The 16539-nt window shown below is 37.3% G+C and carries 14 protein-coding genes and 2 pseudogenes; 9 read left to right on the top strand and 7 right to left on the bottom strand.

What is annotated here, in order from left to right:
* The first annotated feature begins 576 nt into the window (after positions 1-576).
* From KTI78_RS02420 to KTI78_RS02380, 9 genes and pseudogenes are all read left to right on the top strand, one after another.
* Positions 577-1131 (top strand): TetR/AcrR family transcriptional regulator, encoded by a 555-nt coding sequence (locus KTI78_RS02420; RefSeq protein WP_262445078.1) that lies wholly within the window; start codon positions 577-579, stop codon positions 1129-1131.
* Positions 1132-1431: 300 nt separating this feature from the next.
* The gene (locus KTI78_RS02415) at positions 1432-4200 is read left to right on the top strand and encodes a DUF2345 domain-containing protein (RefSeq protein WP_410374412.1); all 2769 of its coding nucleotides are present in this window, start codon (positions 1432-1434) and stop codon (positions 4198-4200) included.
* A 2-nt stretch (positions 4201-4202) separates the two neighbouring features.
* Positions 4203-5453: a hypothetical protein gene (locus KTI78_RS02410; protein WP_262445076.1), complete on the top strand. Its 1251-nt coding sequence runs from the start codon at positions 4203-4205 to the stop codon at positions 5451-5453.
* Positions 5453-5809, top strand: a complete 357-nt coding sequence (locus KTI78_RS02405) for a hypothetical protein (RefSeq protein WP_224993205.1) — start codon at positions 5453-5455, stop codon at positions 5807-5809. The genes KTI78_RS02410 and KTI78_RS02405 overlap by 1 nt, the downstream gene beginning before the upstream one ends.
* A 182-nt stretch (positions 5810-5991) precedes the next feature.
* Positions 5992-6219: pseudogene (locus KTI78_RS02400) on the top strand (RHS repeat-associated core domain-containing protein); the annotation flags it as partial.
* 233 nt (positions 6220-6452) lie between these two features.
* A pseudogene (locus tag KTI78_RS02395) lies at positions 6453-6872 on the top strand (TetR family transcriptional regulator); the annotation flags it as partial.
* A gap of 292 nt (positions 6873-7164) precedes the next feature.
* Positions 7165-7836 (top strand): CsgG/HfaB family protein, encoded by a 672-nt coding sequence (locus tag KTI78_RS02390; RefSeq protein WP_224993207.1) that lies wholly within the window; start codon positions 7165-7167, stop codon positions 7834-7836.
* Between the two features lie 17 nt (positions 7837-7853).
* Positions 7854-8222, top strand: a complete 369-nt coding sequence (locus KTI78_RS02385; protein WP_262445075.1) for a DUF4810 domain-containing protein — start codon at positions 7854-7856, stop codon at positions 8220-8222.
* The gene (locus KTI78_RS02380; RefSeq protein WP_224993211.1) at positions 8219-8896 is read left to right on the top strand and encodes a DUF799 domain-containing protein; all 678 of its coding nucleotides are present in this window, start codon (positions 8219-8221) and stop codon (positions 8894-8896) included. The genes KTI78_RS02385 and KTI78_RS02380 overlap by 4 nt, the downstream gene beginning before the upstream one ends.
* Before the next feature lie 77 nt (positions 8897-8973).
* Here the strand turns inward: KTI78_RS02380 and KTI78_RS02375 are convergent, their stop codons facing one another.
* The 7 genes from KTI78_RS02375 to KTI78_RS02345 form a co-directional block, all read right to left on the bottom strand.
* Positions 8974-9333: a hypothetical protein gene (locus tag KTI78_RS02375; protein ID WP_016141827.1), complete on the bottom strand. Its 360-nt coding sequence runs from the start codon at positions 9331-9333 to the stop codon at positions 8974-8976.
* Positions 9334-9709: 376 nt separating this feature from the next.
* A complete protein-coding gene (locus KTI78_RS02370; protein ID WP_224993213.1) occupies positions 9710-11068 on the bottom strand; it encodes an amino acid permease in 1359 nt (452 codons plus the stop codon).
* 146 nt (positions 11069-11214) lie between these two features.
* Entirely contained in the window at positions 11215-12660 is a 1446-nt protein-coding gene (locus KTI78_RS02365) for an NAD(P)/FAD-dependent oxidoreductase (protein WP_262445074.1), read from the bottom strand.
* A 19-nt stretch (positions 12661-12679) separates the two neighbouring features.
* The gene (locus KTI78_RS02360) at positions 12680-14011 is read right to left on the bottom strand and encodes an APC family permease (RefSeq protein ID WP_224993216.1); all 1332 of its coding nucleotides are present in this window, start codon (positions 14009-14011) and stop codon (positions 12680-12682) included.
* A 187-nt stretch (positions 14012-14198) separates the two neighbouring features.
* Complete coding sequence (locus KTI78_RS02355; protein WP_016141823.1) at positions 14199-14906, bottom strand: cache domain-containing protein; 708 nt, start codon at positions 14904-14906, stop codon at positions 14199-14201.
* A gap of 65 nt (positions 14907-14971) precedes the next feature.
* The gene (locus KTI78_RS02350) at positions 14972-15691 is read right to left on the bottom strand and encodes a FadR/GntR family transcriptional regulator (RefSeq protein ID WP_002120532.1); all 720 of its coding nucleotides are present in this window, start codon (positions 15689-15691) and stop codon (positions 14972-14974) included.
* 55 nt (positions 15692-15746) lie between these two features.
* On the bottom strand, positions 15747-16517 hold the full coding sequence (locus KTI78_RS02345) for a nuclear transport factor 2 family protein (RefSeq protein ID WP_016141822.1): 771 nt from the start codon (positions 16515-16517) through the stop codon (positions 15747-15749).
* Positions 16518-16539 lie beyond the last annotated feature (22 nt).

The raw sequence follows: 16539 nt of genomic DNA, 5'->3' as shown, positions 1-16539 counted from the left end.
CCACTTTAACAATAACTCATTCATTATTTATCCTTACTTTTTAATGATCTAATTTAAAGCAAATGTCATTTTGTGTGCTTGACTGTAAAAGGGTAGAGCACTATTCTTTGCCTGCTGGCCACATTGCCAGTCGGTTGTCGCAGACCGTGAAAACAAAGTCGATATACAAAATTCTTATTTTGTGTGTCGGGAACTCGTTCGCCCCCTTTTTCTCTACGGTAGGGCGGAAGGGGGACACCCTCGGGTGTGCTGGTTCCTTTGTTTCCAGTCTGCGAACCCCCTTTCGTTCTGCCACCATAATTTTAATGACTTGGCAGAACTCCCAATAAAAAGGAGTTGGCTTTGCACATTCATTATTTCTTGGCAGCCTTTGCCAAAGTCTATATGGACACAACTTAAACGTTAAAGCAGTTTGATTACCTAAAGGTTTTCAGGCTTTAAATCGTCACGACTAAAACTTAGCAACAATAAAGCTTGAGATGTGCCAAGCACAGTCTTTATAGGCTTTGCTGTGCCTTTTTTCTCCCAAAAAAGTATTTCACTTACAACAAGAACTTATTTTAAAACGGTAAAAATATGCCTCATTCAGAACTTCCATGTCGTGCTTTAAGCGTGCTTCATACTTCAAGATTCTTGTTTAATAAATATGGTTTTCATAAAGTTGGAGTGGACCGTATTCTTGAATCTTCAAAAACTTCAAAAGCAACTTTTTATAATTGCTTTCACTCAAAAGAACGACTTATTGAAATGAGCCTAACCTTTCAAAAAGATGGGCTTAAACATGAGGTGCTTTCAATTATCTATGTTCAAAAAGATTTAACGCTGTTTGAAAAGCTTCGCAAGATTTACTATTTACATGCCGACTTAGACGGACTCTATCATTTGCCGTTTAAAGCTATTTTCGAGATAGCGAAAACGTATCCAAAGGCCTATCAGGTCGTTGTTGACTATCGAAACTGGCTGATTAATGAAATCTATCAATTGCTTTTAGCGAGTTATACAAATGCCTCAAAACAAGATGTACACATGTTTTTGTTTACTATTGATGGGGCCATGGTTCAGCTTTTAGACCCAAACAAACCCGATGAAAGAGAGCGGTTATTGGAATATTTTCTAATTTCTTTGGGGTAAATGAAGTGAGAAGAGAAGTAAGTTATTGTCACTACATTGATTATAGCAATAGTGTTTTCTATATCAATAATTAGTGATTTTTATTAATAATTAAAGAAGCTACTTTAATTAGTACAATTTTTTAGAGAATTAAAATTTATTTTTCTATTTATTGTGAGATGTTTTTTTGTAAGCTTTTGATTTTAAATTTTTATTATATAGGGTTTTATATTGTCGACTAAAATAGGATAGTTTTAAAAATAGACAAATCTGTCTATTTTTTATAAAATATTGATGTTTATAACTCAGATTTATAAAAAAGTGATGTTTAATAATATCTTTCAAATTTTAGAGAATTTTGGTTTTCTTTCAAAACATCGTTCAGTATACCTTCAATTTTCAGATGCATCCCTGAATAGTCAGGTTTTTCTACAACGTATAGATGGGCAACATCATCTTAATCAGGGCGTGACAGCAGAGCTGATTTGTTTATCAACCAATGCTCACATTGCGCTCAAACAATTTATAGGTGTACAGATTGCTGTTGATCAGGTGACAGATCAAGGACAATTATTTCGAACTACGGGTATTATTACGGGAGCATCGCAGGGGCAAAGTGATGGTGCTTTAACTTTATATAAGCTCACCATAAATGATCCAACTTATCTCTGGCATAAACGCAGAAATAGTCGTGTGTTTATGAACAAGAGTGTAAAAGAAATTAGTGAAATTTTGTTTAAAGAATGGCAAGGGAAAAGTCCATTATTTACTTCTAGCCTTACACTAGATTTGAGTGGTTTAAAACAACAATATGATACTCGTCCTTTCGTTATGCAGTTGAACGAAAGTGACTATGATTTTTTAACACGATTATGGCGTAGTGAAGGCATTAACTGGCTGATTGATGAAGCAGAGCTTACTGTACAGAGCAATACAGATCATATTCATGCACAAAAGCTACGTCTCATTGATGATAATAGCCAATATCAAGCGCTAACAAGAAGAACAATCCGTTACCATCGAAGTCATGCAACTGAACAATTTGACAGTATGACCAGTCTGATCGCTGGACGTCGTTTGCAGCCGACTTCTGTTTTTGTGCAGCGTTGGCAGTCAGATGTACTACAACAAACCGATGGGGCAGGCAGTGTACAAAGTACACATCAGCATAGTGCCAACTATGACAACCAAAGTTTAAGTCTAGAAGATGCATGGCATTTTAGTCCAGCATGGATGCAGGATTTAAACGGTGAAGATGGGGCTACCTCAGCTAGTGGCCAACAACTAGAAAAGTTCAATCAGAACCTCAGCGCTTACCATGATACCCAATCTAAGCAGTTTATTGCTCAAACCACGGTACGGGATACCCAAGTCGGATATTGGTTTGAACTTAATGAACATCCAGAAATTGATCTGCATAGTGGAGCAGACAAAGAGTTCTTAATTATTGGTAAGAGTTATTACAATCAAAACAATTTTCCCAAAGATTTAAATCAGCAAATTCAAGCTTTGGTTCAAAAAAGCGATTGGCAGTTGGATAATACAGAAGAACGTCAAGGTAATGAGCTGATTTTACAACGTCGTCAAATTAAGATAGTACCAGAATACCAGCCATTACAAGATCGACCAAAAGCTTCTGTACAACGTGCCAGAGTGGTAGGACCAGAAGGAGAAGAAATTTATGTTGATCAATGGGGGCGTATTAAGGTTCGCTTCTTGTTTACCAGAAATGATGACCACAGCCACGATGGTGGAGCTGGAAGTAATGACAATGACACCGATTCGGCTTGGGTCGATGTTTTAACTCCGTGGGCTGGAAAAGGCTATGGTGCAAGATTTTTACCACGTGTAGGAGAAATCGTTGTTATTAATTTCTTTGATGGTAATGTCGATCGCCCATTTGTGGTAGGCCGTATTCATGAGGCTGAACGTTATCCAACCCAATTTGATCAGAAAGGGCAATTACCCGATACCAAAAAGCTTAGTGGTATTCGTTCAGAAGAGGTGGGTGGAAAAGGCTTTAACCAGTTACGTCTTGATGATACAACTGGGCAAATTAGTGCGCAACTCCAAAGTAGCCATGCTGCAAGTCAGTTAAATCTTGGTAATTTGAGCCAGCCGAAAGACAAAGCTGAGAGTGAGGGTCGTGGTGAAGGTTTTGAACTCAGAACGGACCAATGGGGTGCTGTTCGAGCTGGAAGTGGTTTACTCATCACTACTCATAAACAGGATCAAGCCCAAGGCGCACATTTAGACGCAGCCGATGCCAAGCAACAAATAGAAGATGGCTTAAATAATGCTAAGGCACTTAGTGAGATTGCTAAAAATCAGCAAACTGATCCACTGGAAATACTTGAAAACCTAAAAACTTTTTTAGAGCAAATTGAACAGCAAGATAAAGACAAAGCAGCTGTATTTAAGCAAGCTATTATGGTGTTGAGTGCACCAAATAGCATGGCTATAGCGAGTAACGAGGATATACATCTAAGTGCAGATGGCCAATTAAGCCAAAGTGCCGGCGATAGTATTAATTTAAGCACTCAAAAGAACATAATCGCACACGCACAAAATAAGATCAGTCTTTTTGCAGCCCAACAGGGAGCTAGGCTTTATGCGGGTAAAGGTAAAGTTGAGATACAAGCCCAAGCTGACGGAGCAGACTTAATTGCACGTAAAGGCGTTCAGATTATTTCTACAGAAGATCGAATTGAAATTACTGCCTCTAAAGAAATTGTTATCACGGCGGGCGGATCTCAAATCAAGATTAATGGCTCGGGAATTTTCCCTGTCACAGGCGGAAAGTTTGAAGTGAAGGCTAGGCAGCATTTATTTACTTCGGGAGCAAGTGCGAGTGCAAACAGTCCTCAGTTACCTGTGTTGGGGGAGCTAAATCAGCATAATTTGCGGTATCTTTTGAAAGATAAAGAAGGTATTCCGTTTGCCCATCATAAATATATTGCTTTTATGCCAAATGGGAAAAAGCTGGAAGGTATCACTGATGAGAATGGATATACTCAGTTAATTAAAACAGTACGTCCAGAAGAAATATCTCTCCACTTGTATAACAATGAAGAAATTAATATAGATTAGCCATGACAAAATTCTATCCATACGTTGTCTTAAAAACAAATGTTAGTCCTAAGTTGTTAAAATATAATATTTATATATACAACACAGTACTTAACCAAGCTGAAACAGCTATTCTTTTTAAAGATACTGCTTTTAAGAAAATAGGTAATGAGCTCTATCAAACTAAATCGGTTGAAATTGATAGTTCAAAAATAGGGTTAGAAAGACTGAGGGATTGTGTCATTATTCTTAATTTATATCGACTAGGTACTTCTGGGCAAGAAAGTTTAGTAATGAGTCGCTATATTATTCCAGATAAAATTGAATCTTATCCTTATCAAAATCATGAAAAGAATAAAAATATTCCTGTAATAAAATACGTTGAGTCAACGGCTGTCACTAAAGTCGTTAAAGGTGATGTTTCTAAAAATAATTTTGAACTTGCTTTAAATCGAAAACGAATTTTTCAGTGTGTTGACCCAGAGTGTAAGCCAGGAGAGGCTAAAGATCCTTTTTCTAAGGCCCAAATTGAAGCAGGCTTACAGTCGAGATTAAATGAACCTTTACCAAATCAAGATCAGACATCTTTATGTGGTCCCGCAGCTTACTTTTTTTGTCTAATAAATTTGAGTCCCTCTAAATATAAATTAGCAGTAAAACAACTATGGGAAACTGGTCAAACTAAAATTGGTGAACTTGATATTAAACCTTCACAGGATGGCTGTAGACGGGTTAAAAATTTTCATAAACAACTCGATGGATATCCTAGAATTCCTCCAATTGATTGGATTACGCTTGCAAGTTTACGCGAATCAGAAAATTTTAAATTAAAGTTAAATGATCCCGAACAAGAGGTCGCAGGAATTACACCTCCGATGGATTTGGAACGATGGTTTAGAAAGTCTGGTTTTCACGTAGTAGCCTCCTACCCAATCAAAATGGGAGGGTATGATCGAGATTTTATTTCTGACATTAATAGTAAATATGCTGGACCTGATTATTATATTGTCACTTTAATTTCCGCAAGTCTATTGGATAGTGGTTCGAGTTCAGGAACTAATATATTTCCAGACCATTGGATTGTTTGGACAGATAAATTAAGAGATTTAAAAGGCCACCCCATCAATGAATCATCAAATACATATGACACAAAAGTGACACTCAAAATGTTTACTTGGGGAGAGAATAGAACAAGATTGAAAGAAGGGTTATCTTTGTATAGCTTTGATAGAAAGGTTTTTTTTGCACTTGTAATAAAAAAGGAAAAATTCTAATGAAAAGTAAACTAGTCTTTATTTTTTCAGTTTTATTGATACTTACAGCTTGTGGTAAGAAATATTCAATAACACCTGATAGTTTGCCTGTGGCCCATATTAATCAAGAATATAAACAGACTATAAAAATATCTGGGGGTAAGGTTAGTGATACAAGTTCGCCTTTAAAAACAGATATACCTGAAGATTTAGGAATAACAATTCAACCTGCTAATGATCGAGATGGCTATAATATTATTGAGGTCAAGGGTACTCCAAAGTACGAAGGTATATTTACAATTCATATTTGGGCTGGTTTTTATGCAGGTGGCGGCAAGGAAATCAAGAAAACATATACTCTTAAAGTTGAGAAATAAATATCTTGAATTTTTAAGAATTTATAAAATTAAACTTTTCCCTTTATAAATAAAAAATAGTCTATTACTTTTAGACTATTTTTTTATTTATACTTTTTATTATTGCAAATTTAACAATAAATTTTAATATTTGAAAGCCTTCTTAGTCATGGTAGTCGTTCAGGTAATTAAATTTTTCTAGATCATTGGAAATTAAAGCGGTAAATCAAGATAATCCATTTGAGCAAAATAATTTATGCTTTCAAGGACAATATTACGATCTGGAAACAGAACTGCACTATAACCGTTATCGTTATTATGAACCTCATAGTGCAAGATATGTGAGTAAAGATCCGATTGGGTTATTTGGTGGTTTATATAATACGAAATATGTAAATAATCCTATTCAACTGGTGGATATGTTTGGCTTAATTGAATGGAGGGGTACAGAAAAAAGTTATACGGTATTTGCTGTAACAGGATTGTCTTATGATTTAACTTCACAATGTATTAACGGTGTTCAAAATACTGTTAAATTTAAAGTAATAGGTGCGATGCTGATATTTATTTAGAAAAAATTAATAATTAATAAGGAATAAATTTGTTGAACTGGTATTTATAACAAGGTCTTATCATAAAATATAAAAATTTTCTCATCAATATTTATAATGACTTTCATTCAAAAGAACGACTTATTGAAATGAGCCTAACCTTTCAAAAAGATGGACTTAAACATGAGGTGCTTTCAATTATCTATGTTCAAAAAGATTTAACGCTGCTTGAAAAGCTTCGCAAGATTTACTATTTACATGCCGACTTAGACGGACTCTATCATTTGCCATTTAAAGCTATTTTCGAGATAGCGAAAACGTATCCAAAGGCCTATCAGGTCGTTGTTGACTATCGAAACTGGCTGATTAATGAAATCTATCAATTGCTTTTAGCGAGTTATACAAATGCCTCAAAACAAGAGGCGCATATGTTTTTGTTTGTAATTGATGGGGCCATGGTTCAGCTTTTAGACCCAAACAAACCCGATGAAAGAGAGCGGTTATTAGAATATTTTCTGATTTCTTTGGGGTAAATGAGGTGAGGGCATAATTAAGAAAAGATACTAAAAATCAGATGTAAAGCCAGTAAAAATCGTTACTCGATTTGTTCCTGTATTTATAATATTTTTTAAAATTACTTAGAATGCTTACAGACATATATCACTGCAACTAACTTCGAAAAACTCTTATAAAATAGGAGTTTTTTTATTAAATAGAAGTTCAGAAAATATACTCTTTACTTAATGGTTACATTATTGAATTGTTCGATAATCTTTTTGTATATAATATATATTCTTTGTATTTTGTAATTGTTGTAGAGTAACTATGAAAAAAATATTAATCATTACTACTTTGAGTTCTTTCAGTTTAATGGCATGTTCAACTACTGAAACTTCAAGAACGATACAAAGCTCGCAAGTGGCTGTAGCAACAACACAAATTAAATATAATGGAGTAAAAGCTCCAGTTTCTATTGGTAAATTTGATAATCGCTCTAGTTATATGAGAGGTGTTTTCTCTGATAATGTAGACCGTCTAGGCGGACAAGCAAAAACTATTCTTGAGACACATTTACAGCAAACTGGTTATTTTACAGTTTTAAATCGTGATAATTTATCTGAAATTAAACAAGAAGTAGGTTATAGCAATACGAATCAAGCTATTAAGGGCGCTCGTTATGTTATTACTGGTGATGTATCTGAGTTTGGTCGAAAAGAAGTAGGCGATCAACAATTATTTGGTATTTTAGGGCGTGGTAAACAGCAAGTTGCTTATGCAAAAGTTAATTTAAATATTGTTGATGTTAAAACATCAGAAGTTGTGCATTCCGTACAAGGCGCTGGTGAATATGCACTAGGAGCTCGTGAAGTATTAGGTTTTGGTTCTACAGCTTCTTATGATTCTACTTTAAATGGCAAAGTGCTCGATTTAGCTGTTCGTGAAGCAGTTAATAATCTAGTAACAGATATTCAAAATAACCGTTGGTCTGTTCAATAATTTTGGATATTTGTTAAATGCAAAAAATTCTTTTGAGCAGTTTTGTTGCTATAGGATTGGTTGGTTGTGCCGCTGGTCCTCAGCCTTTATATAATTGGGGAACTTATACTCATCAAACCTATTTGATGTATAACGCACCTGAAAAAGCTACGCCAAGTACGCAAATCGCAAAATTAGAAGCTGAAATTGAACAAACAAAAGGTAAGGGCTTAGCTGTTCCACCAGGTTTATATGCTCATTTGGGATTATTGTATTTGCAAGAAAATAATTCTCAAAAAGCAATTGAGTATTTCCAGCTTGAAAAACAAGTATATCCAGAATCTACAGTTTTAATGGATCGCTTATTGCAAAAAATGAAGGCTAAGGGTGAGTATACAAAATCATGATTAAGAAATTTTTAATTGCTGGTTTGGTCATCTCTAGCCTTGCATTTACTGGCTGTGCTGTTACTCCATCACCTAATAAAGATATTACAGCTTATAAAGCTCATATGCCAAAATCGATTTTGGTATTACCGCCAGTCAATGATTCACCAGATGTAAAAGCGACTTATAGTTATTGGCCTACTGTAGTGGCACCTGTAGCGGAAGCTGGTTATTACGTTTTTCCCATCTCTGTTGTAGACAATATGTTTAAAGAGAATGGTGTTACTAATGGCAGTGATGCACAGTCAATTGCACCTCAGAAGTTGCAAGAGATTTTTGGCGCCGATGCTGCTTTATATATTCGAATTAAAGAATATGGTTCTAAATATCAAGTGGTTCAAAGTGTGGCTACAGTTAGTGTTGATGCAAAGCTTGTTGATTTAAAAACTGGAGATGTGATTTGGACAGGTGAGAAAAAACTTGTTCAAGGAAGTGATAATGGTAATTCGGGTTTAATCGGAATGGTCGTTGGTGCTTTAGTGGAACAGATTGCTGGCAGCTTAACTGACCGCGCTTATCCATTAGCAGGCATGGTAAATACTCAACTTTTTACCCCGACTAATTATAATCCGGGTATGGGGTTGTTATATGGTCCACGTTCACCAAAGTATCAACAAGATGGAGCAGCTAAGTAAATTATTATTCCAGCTGGTTTATAAATTTTTGGTTAGGTAGGAGAGCTAGAGCAACTAGTTCTCCTGCTTAATTCGTTTTACTTCTTTTGCTTAAAACGATACTTACATTTCAAACAGCGATAGTCTTGAAAAATATTTTTATCGATCATCACGCCTGCTTTTTTACCAAAAATATTACCAACGACACCGCCAGTAATTCCTGCACTAATGGCACCAACAAAAGTCCCTACAGTTCCACCAACAATCACGCCTAAAGGGCCAGCAACAGTACCAATAGCTGCTCCAACAGTCGCGCCAGTTGCTGCACCCCCTACCGTACCTGCAGTTGTGCCAGCAGCTGTCAGTAAAACACCGCCAGTTGTTCTAAGTAATTTGTCATGGTCACGTGCTTCAATTTCTGTAGAACCACACTTAGGACATTGCAGAGCTTTTTCCATAAAATTTCCTGTCTTTCATCATTGAGAGACACAGTACGGCGCTAAATCATTTAAGTGGGTAAAGAACCTGTCTTACGATGGAGTATCTTTTGCCTGTTGAGTGATTGCAACGATAACTGGTCTGCTTTGATTTTAGCTGAACATTGACACAAATATTTATAGATCATGTAAACACTTGTACTTTAATAATTATCTCATTAAATACCAATGTTTAGAATGACTAAGGCTTACATATCAATGTGTCTAGCAAAGAACATTTCAATAATGATGAATAGAATGTGAAGGGGTTTTTTAGTAAATTTTCTGAAGTTACTTAGGGTAATGAGCTGTAAAATGATAAAAGGCTTATTCGGTTTGAATAAGCCTTCTTTAAAGATTAGATTGATTTTTTCCAACTTAAAAATTTATATAGTCCAAACATGAATGTAATCCAGATTGGAATTAGAATTACCGATTTTTCAAATCCTTGAGTCCACATGATGTATAAAATAATGCCAATAAAAATCAAAACAATATAGTTACTCAAGGGTGAAAATAGAGCAGGGAATTTGGCAACTTTATTTTCAAGCTTCATGGCGTGTTTAAACTTTAAATGAGTAAAGCTAATAATTGACCAGTTTAAAACCAGTGCAGCCACGGCCATGTACATGAGATAGCTTAAAGCTTGTTCTGGGATAAAATAGTTCAGTAATACACAACCAAAAATCAGAATAGAAGAAAAGATAACAGCAGGCGTTGGAACCCCTTGTTTACTTACTTTTGTAAAAATCTTCGATGCGTGACCCTGTACTGCGAGTCCGTATAACATACGGCTGTTTGCATACATACCGCTGTTATAAACCGACAGTGCAGCTGTCAAAATAATAAAATTAAGCAAATGCGCTGCCCAGCCAATACCAAGATGGCTAAAAATCATCACAAATGGACTTTTATCTAAACCACCGAGGTCAAGCTGATTCCAAGGAATGAGCGACATAATGATGGCAAGCGAAGCCACATAGAAAATTAAGATTCGAAAGATGACTTGATTAATGGCTTGTGGAATGCTTTTTTCAGGATTTTCGGCTTCAGCTGCAGTCATCCCGATCAGTTCAATACCGCCAAAAGCAAACATTAAGAAGGCGAGCATATAAAATAGGCCCGAGAACCCATGCGGGAAAAATCCGCCATGCTGCCATAGGTTTGCAAAGCTAGCGATAGAATCATTACCTGCGGTAAGCAATAAATATAAGCCAAACACGATCATGGCAATGACCGCTGCAACTTTAATAATGGCTAACCAAAACTCAGATTCACCATAAAACTTAACATTGCCTAAGTTTAAACACGTGACTAAAACAAAGAAAAATAAGGCTGATATCCAAGCAGGAATGTGGGGCCACCAGTAATGCACATATTTAGCAACGGCTGTCAGCTCGGTCATCGCGACCAAAATATAAACCACCCAATAGTTCCAGCCCGATAAAAAACCCGGGAACTTGCCCCAATATTTTTGTGCAAAGTAACTAAAGGAACCAACCACAGGTTCTTCTACGATCATTTCACCCATTTGGCGCATAATTAAAAATGCGACCAAACCGACAATGGCATAACCTAAAATAATAGAAGGACCAGCAGACTGGATGACTTGTGCAGAGCCTAAAAATAAACCTGTCCCGACAGCACCACCCATGGCAATTAACTGGATATGGCGATTTTTAAGTCCGCGTTTTAATTGGGAAGATGAATTGCTCAAAATATATGCGCTGAATAAAAAAGCTGGCGCTATTGTAATAGATTGGTTAGGGATAACCTAGTTTGAAAAGAATTTTACTCAGCTAAATAAAAGGGATCCGTACAAAGCTATACGAATCCCTTTTTGAAAATTGGTTATCTTATAAATTAGAAAGATACCATTTTGCCCGGATTAATCATTGCGCCGATGCCATACATACTTTTTGCGAGTGGAATAACAACGGGGGCAAGGGTACGACCAAACATAATATTTTGATGATCAATTTTAGATAACATTTCAAAATCGTTAGATTGCCCAACAAAGTCATTCGCAATAGCTTTACCAATACGTACCGTCTGTGCAACGCCGTGACCACTCCAGCCGTGAACAGCATAAATTGGAAATTTATTGCCAAACTTACGGCTATCGACTGCACCATTTACGGTTAAATCAGTGGTTCCACTCCAGACAAAATCCATTTCTAGATTTTTAATTTGCGGGAACACGGTATGAATTCGATGCTCTAGATAATTTAAAGTTTTCTCTGGCCCCCAGCATGTTCCTGTGCCTTGGCCTCCAAATAATAAGCGGTTATTAAACACGGGACGGTAGTAATCAATCTGGAACTGAGTGTCATAAACTGGATGCCCAAATGGCAAAAGCTCTTTTGTATCAAGCTCTAGCGGGGCAGTCGTTGCAACATAAGTATAGAAAGGGATAGTGGTATTGTTTTGCTCTGATAAAAGTTTAAAAGAAGCATGATGTACTGCTAACACCACAGACTTTTTAGCTTTTACCACAGCATTTGCTGTTTGAACATAAATACCATCTGCTTTTTCTTCTATTGAAAGGACTTCTGTTTGTTCATAAACAGTACCGCCATTTTGGCAAAAGCCATAAATTAAACCGCGGTTTAAAGCTAAAGGATGGATTTGCCCACCCAACTCATCAATTAAACCACCTGTGTAATAATCAGACTTAATAAAGTCCATGAGTTCGTGTTTACCCACAATACGCGTATGGTCTTCACCTAAATATTTTCGTGCATCGGCGCCTTGTGTTAAACCAACCAAATGTCCTTCATGAACAGCAGCAGTAATGTGACCATGTTTTCGGTCAAAGTTGAGTTGGTATTTTTCTGAGATGTCATCGATGAGTTGCATGGCTTCCGTAGAGGTAAAATGCCAGAGTTTTTTGGCATCTTCGTAGCTTAAGCGATCGGCCATTTCTTGGGCTTCCCAACGAGCTAAACCAGGGGTGAGTTGTCCACCATTTCGACCAGAAGCTGCGCTACCTACACGGTTTTTTTCTAATAAAACGGTATCTACACCTTGTTCAGCTAAATGTAAGGCCGTAGATGAACCCAATAAACCACCACCAATAACCACCACATCGCATTCAATATCAGCTTGTAAACTGTCAAAGGTATGCCAATCAGAAAGTGAGCTTTCATAGTAGTTCGCTGGATTATCTACCGATGTGCCTTCTACAGTGGTTGCGTCAAATTTTGCATGTTTTGGATTTAACCAGCTCCACTCTTTGCCCACTTGTAGAGATTTACTTGGTTTATATTCCACGTCTTTTAAAAGTTGAGGTTTAGAAATAATTTTCATGACAAAAGTTCCTTAAAAATTAATAAGCGTTACTAATAGCAATGCTTTGTTTTTTAATCGTTTTATAGATAAATAGGAGAATACCCAAAGCTAACCAGAAACATCCAAAAATCAGTGAAGATGAGTCGAGGTTAAGCCAGAGGCAAATAATGCTGATCACAGAGATAAGCGGTAAAAAGAGGTTTAGAAATTTATTTTTAAACCCTGAGCGCTGTTTATCTTTAATATAAAACTTCATAAAAACTGAGAAATTTACGGCTGTAAAAGCGACTAGCGCACCAAAGCTAATCAGACTGACGACTTGGGCTAAGTCTAGAAAAACCGCGGACATCGAAATAAGACCAACAAATAAAACCGAAAAAAACGGTGTACCTAAGGAGATGTGAATTGTCCCAAAATACTTTTTAGGAAAAATATTATCGGTGCCCATTATATACAGTAAACGTGACGCACTGGCATGAGAAGCGAGACCAGAGGCGACAGTGTTCATAATTTGCCCGCATAAGAATACGGATTGGAAAAAAGCACCACCGACATAAAGCACAATTTCAGGCAACGCTTCTGATGGATGCTGAAAGAGTAGATTATTTGGAAAATAAAGTTGAATAAACCAAGCTGCTGTGAAAAAAATAAGTCCGCCAGCGAGAGTTGTTAACATGACCGCACGGGGGATGTTTTTGGTAGGTTGTTTGGTTTCATTTGAAAGCGTAGTAACCGCATCAAAACCTAGAAATGAAAAGCACAAAACTGAGGCACCCGCAACGAGTGGTAGTATAGATTGGTGCTCATGCCAGAGTGGAGCCAAAGTAAGCACATGCTCATAACCTTGAGTAGAGCCAATACCCTTAATCACTAAATAAACAAAAATGACCATGAGGATGATGGGTGCAAATACAAACAATAGACTCAAATTGGCGAGTAACCGAATGCGGAAACAATTCACTAAAGTGACTAGGCCCGCCGATACAAGCACCCAAAACCAGTAAGGCAGACTTGGAATTAGTGCTGTGAGATAAATTGCAGCAAGTAAAACATTAATGAGGGGCAGTAATAAATAGTCGAGTAGGGAACACCAACCCACAAAAAAACCGCTTTTTGGCCCTAAACTTTCAGCTGTATAACTGTATGCCGAGCCTGATTTTTCTGAATTTTTACTGAATCTTGCATAGCTCCAAGCGGTGAGTAGCATGGCACCAAGTGCAAGTAAATAGGCCAGTGGTACGTGTCCATTGGTAATTCCAGAGACAATACCGAAAGTATCGAACACCGTCATGGGAGTCATATAGGCAATACCAATAATGGTGACTTGCCAAAGAGACAGTTTTTTTAAGGAAGACGTTTTATTTTCCATGTCATTTCAACCTCAAATTCGTTGTTTTGCTTTTCATCCGGAAAAGCGATGCTATTTTTGAGCCAAAACTTCCCCTAGACCTGAATAAACATGTCTATTTGAAGAAATTTTGTACAAAAGTGGGTGGCTGTTTTGCCTGGGTGATGCCCTAAAGCAAAGTCAAATATTTATATTTTTCGACGTCACTCTAAATCACGACCAGTTGAAAAGATTGACACGGCCGTGACAAAACCTGCTGTTGGCTTTGGCCTTTAAATAATGTGCCTGTTCTGATGGTGATGTCATTTGAAGTAATCACTCGAGAAGAGTCGTTAATCACAATTGCTTTTTGTTTTATGTTTTTAAGCTTCGGCATAAGAATTTTTTCGAGTGCGGAAACTAAAATATCGGTAGCAATTACACCGATAAATTGATCACGAATCATGACCGGATGGGCAAGGGTGATGGTGTATGCACCATTGCAAATATAGTCGACATAAGGCCCATGTATGCACGGACTCTTATTTTGAGCAGGTTTATGGAACCATTCAAAAGAGCGGAAATCTAAAAATCGCTGAGCATTTTGATAGTTTTCAAGCTTAGCTTGTTGCAATTGATCTTCTTTTTTATACCACCATTCGAGTGTCCAATAATCTTGTTCTTCTTGCGTTGCAGGGCTATAACTTGCAAAGCCGATGCCTTGACTGTAATGGCTTTCCTGTAAGGCTTTTTTAATTTCTTTTTGCAAAGCTGAACGCTCTGAACCTGAAAGCTTAACGTCTTTCGTTTTTTCAGGTTCATGTTTTGAGAGAATTTTACTCGCTTTGGTCGCCAGTTTTTCTGTAATGGCTGTCGTTTCCTCCACCACCGTCTTTAACAAATTTTGAAGCTCTTCTATATCTAAATGTTGGGTCATTCCTATAACTCCTAAAATTCCGTATTTCTCACTTGATACTTTATAAGCGCTCTACTTTATTGTTTTTATTCGATAGATAACTTATATCGAAGCATTTGGTCTGTTAGCATCGAAATAATTTTTCGTGCCTGAATAACAGCATCATCTTCATTGCCTTGAACAAAAGATGATAAAAGTTGGTGGTATTGAGCGACGACCGATTGATGAAATTGATCATCTTGGTAAAGCACAGCAATGAGGGGTGCCCATTCGGCTTGTATGGTTAACTCTTGATTTGCCAGTCGAGCTGATTGAGCAAAAGAGGTGAGTGTTAACAAGCAACGTAAATCAAGTTGGGCACGTGTGTCTGCTTCAACGGCCTGTTCAAATTGATCAATAAGTTCTTTGATTTTGCCTAATTCATATTCAGTGGTTCTTTGTGCTGCCAAATATGCACCATGGCTTAAAATTGCACTATGAAACTCGCCTAAATCAGCTAGATACTCATTGGACGCTTGGCGAAGAGGGTGTTTGTTTAAGAGTAAATCGGAAGGTAACTCACAAACAAAGCTTCCGCCGTTTCGCCCGCGTCGTGTATCAATCAGACCTTTTACGCGTAAAGTATTTAACGCTTCACGCACTGTAATCGGTGACACTCCCATTAAGCGAGCTAGATCCGCCTCGTTAGGAAGCTGTTCATTGCTTTTGAGCAATCCAGAGATAATTGCATTTTCCAAGCGTTCTACAACTTGTTCCGATCGAGTTGCCTGAGCGATAGGTGCAAAAATTATCGTATATGCTGACATGGCGAATTCTCTAAAAGCTAAGTCAGAGACTTAGCTTAATGAAACGGATAAATGGTTAAAACACGCCATATTGATGGACTGCCTGTTCATCTTCAGGCACAGCTGGTATTGCATCCCAAAGTTCAACAATTTTGCCATTATCTACACGCCATAATTCAAAATAGGCATGTCGATTTCCGGCAATACTTCCTTCAGAATGTGTCAAGACAAATTGACCATCAGCAATGGAGCGATGCGTTTTGGAGTATACCAAACCTTGTCCTTCATTACGGATATTGTTCAAAAAATCAATTACTGCTTTAACACCATCGCCAATATCTGGGCTATGTTGAATGAACTGATCGTCGTGGGTATATTCTTTAAAAGCTTCGTAATTGCCATCAATTAATGACTTTTTAAAGAAAGAGGTCACAATCTCACGATTTTTCTCTGCATCATGGTGAGTGACGATTTCAGTTGGTCCATCTAACTGCGTTCTACCGCTTACATTCGGTGCAGCTTCTGCCACAAGACCGTCCCAGTGTTCAACAATTTTGCCGTCTTTCACTCGATAAATATCAAAACCGACTAAAGGATTTTCATCTAACCCCTGAAAGCGACCATGAATCGCAACCAAGTCACCGTCTGCCAGTACACGTACAGCTTCATGTTGCATGTCGGGGCAGTCTTCTACCAGTTGGCGAAGGCCTGAAAGACCATTTGCAACCAGTGGTGAGTGCTCTATAAAGTCTTCAGAAAAATAACGGTCCAGAGCAGTGGTGTCGTGCAAATTAAATAGCTCGTGATGGGCTTTAGTCACCAAGTCTTTCATTTCTTGTTTATTCATTTTGATCTCCTTTCAAAGTTCA

Origin of the sequence: Acinetobacter sp. WU_MDCI_Abxe161 (assembly GCF_025514355.1) — a bacterium.
GTDB classification, from domain to species: domain Bacteria; phylum Pseudomonadota; class Gammaproteobacteria; order Pseudomonadales; family Moraxellaceae; genus Acinetobacter; species Acinetobacter pittii_E.
The sequence above is the reverse complement of the archived record's forward strand: the minus strand, read 5'-3'. Positions and strand labels throughout refer to the sequence as shown.

Coding starts and splice junctions, on each gene's coding strand:
- KTI78_RS02420 (WP_262445078.1), top strand. CDS start 577: ATGCCTCATTCAGAACTTCCATGTCGTGCTTTAAGCGTGCTTCATACT.
- KTI78_RS02410 (WP_262445076.1), top strand. CDS start 4,203: ATGACAAAATTCTATCCATACGTTGTCTTAAAAACAAATGTTAGTCCT.
- KTI78_RS02405 (WP_224993205.1), top strand. CDS start 5,453: ATGAAAAGTAAACTAGTCTTTATTTTTTCAGTTTTATTGATACTTACA.
- KTI78_RS02390 (WP_224993207.1), top strand. CDS start 7,165: ATGAAAAAAATATTAATCATTACTACTTTGAGTTCTTTCAGTTTAATG.
- KTI78_RS02385 (WP_262445075.1), top strand. CDS start 7,854: ATGCAAAAAATTCTTTTGAGCAGTTTTGTTGCTATAGGATTGGTTGGT.
- KTI78_RS02380 (WP_224993211.1), top strand. CDS start 8,219: ATGATTAAGAAATTTTTAATTGCTGGTTTGGTCATCTCTAGCCTTGCA.
- KTI78_RS02375 (WP_016141827.1), bottom strand. CDS start 9,333: ATGGAAAAAGCTCTGCAATGTCCTAAGTGTGGTTCTACAGAAATTGAA.
- KTI78_RS02365 (WP_262445074.1), bottom strand. CDS start 12,660: ATGAAAATTATTTCTAAACCTCAACTTTTAAAAGACGTGGAATATAAA.
- KTI78_RS02360 (WP_224993216.1), bottom strand. CDS start 14,011: ATGGAAAATAAAACGTCTTCCTTAAAAAAACTGTCTCTTTGGCAAGTC.
- KTI78_RS02355 (WP_016141823.1), bottom strand. CDS start 14,906: ATGACCCAACATTTAGATATAGAAGAGCTTCAAAATTTGTTAAAGACG.
- KTI78_RS02350 (WP_002120532.1), bottom strand. CDS start 15,691: ATGTCAGCATATACGATAATTTTTGCACCTATCGCTCAGGCAACTCGA.
- KTI78_RS02345 (WP_016141822.1), bottom strand. CDS start 16,517: ATGAATAAACAAGAAATGAAAGACTTGGTGACTAAAGCCCATCACGAG.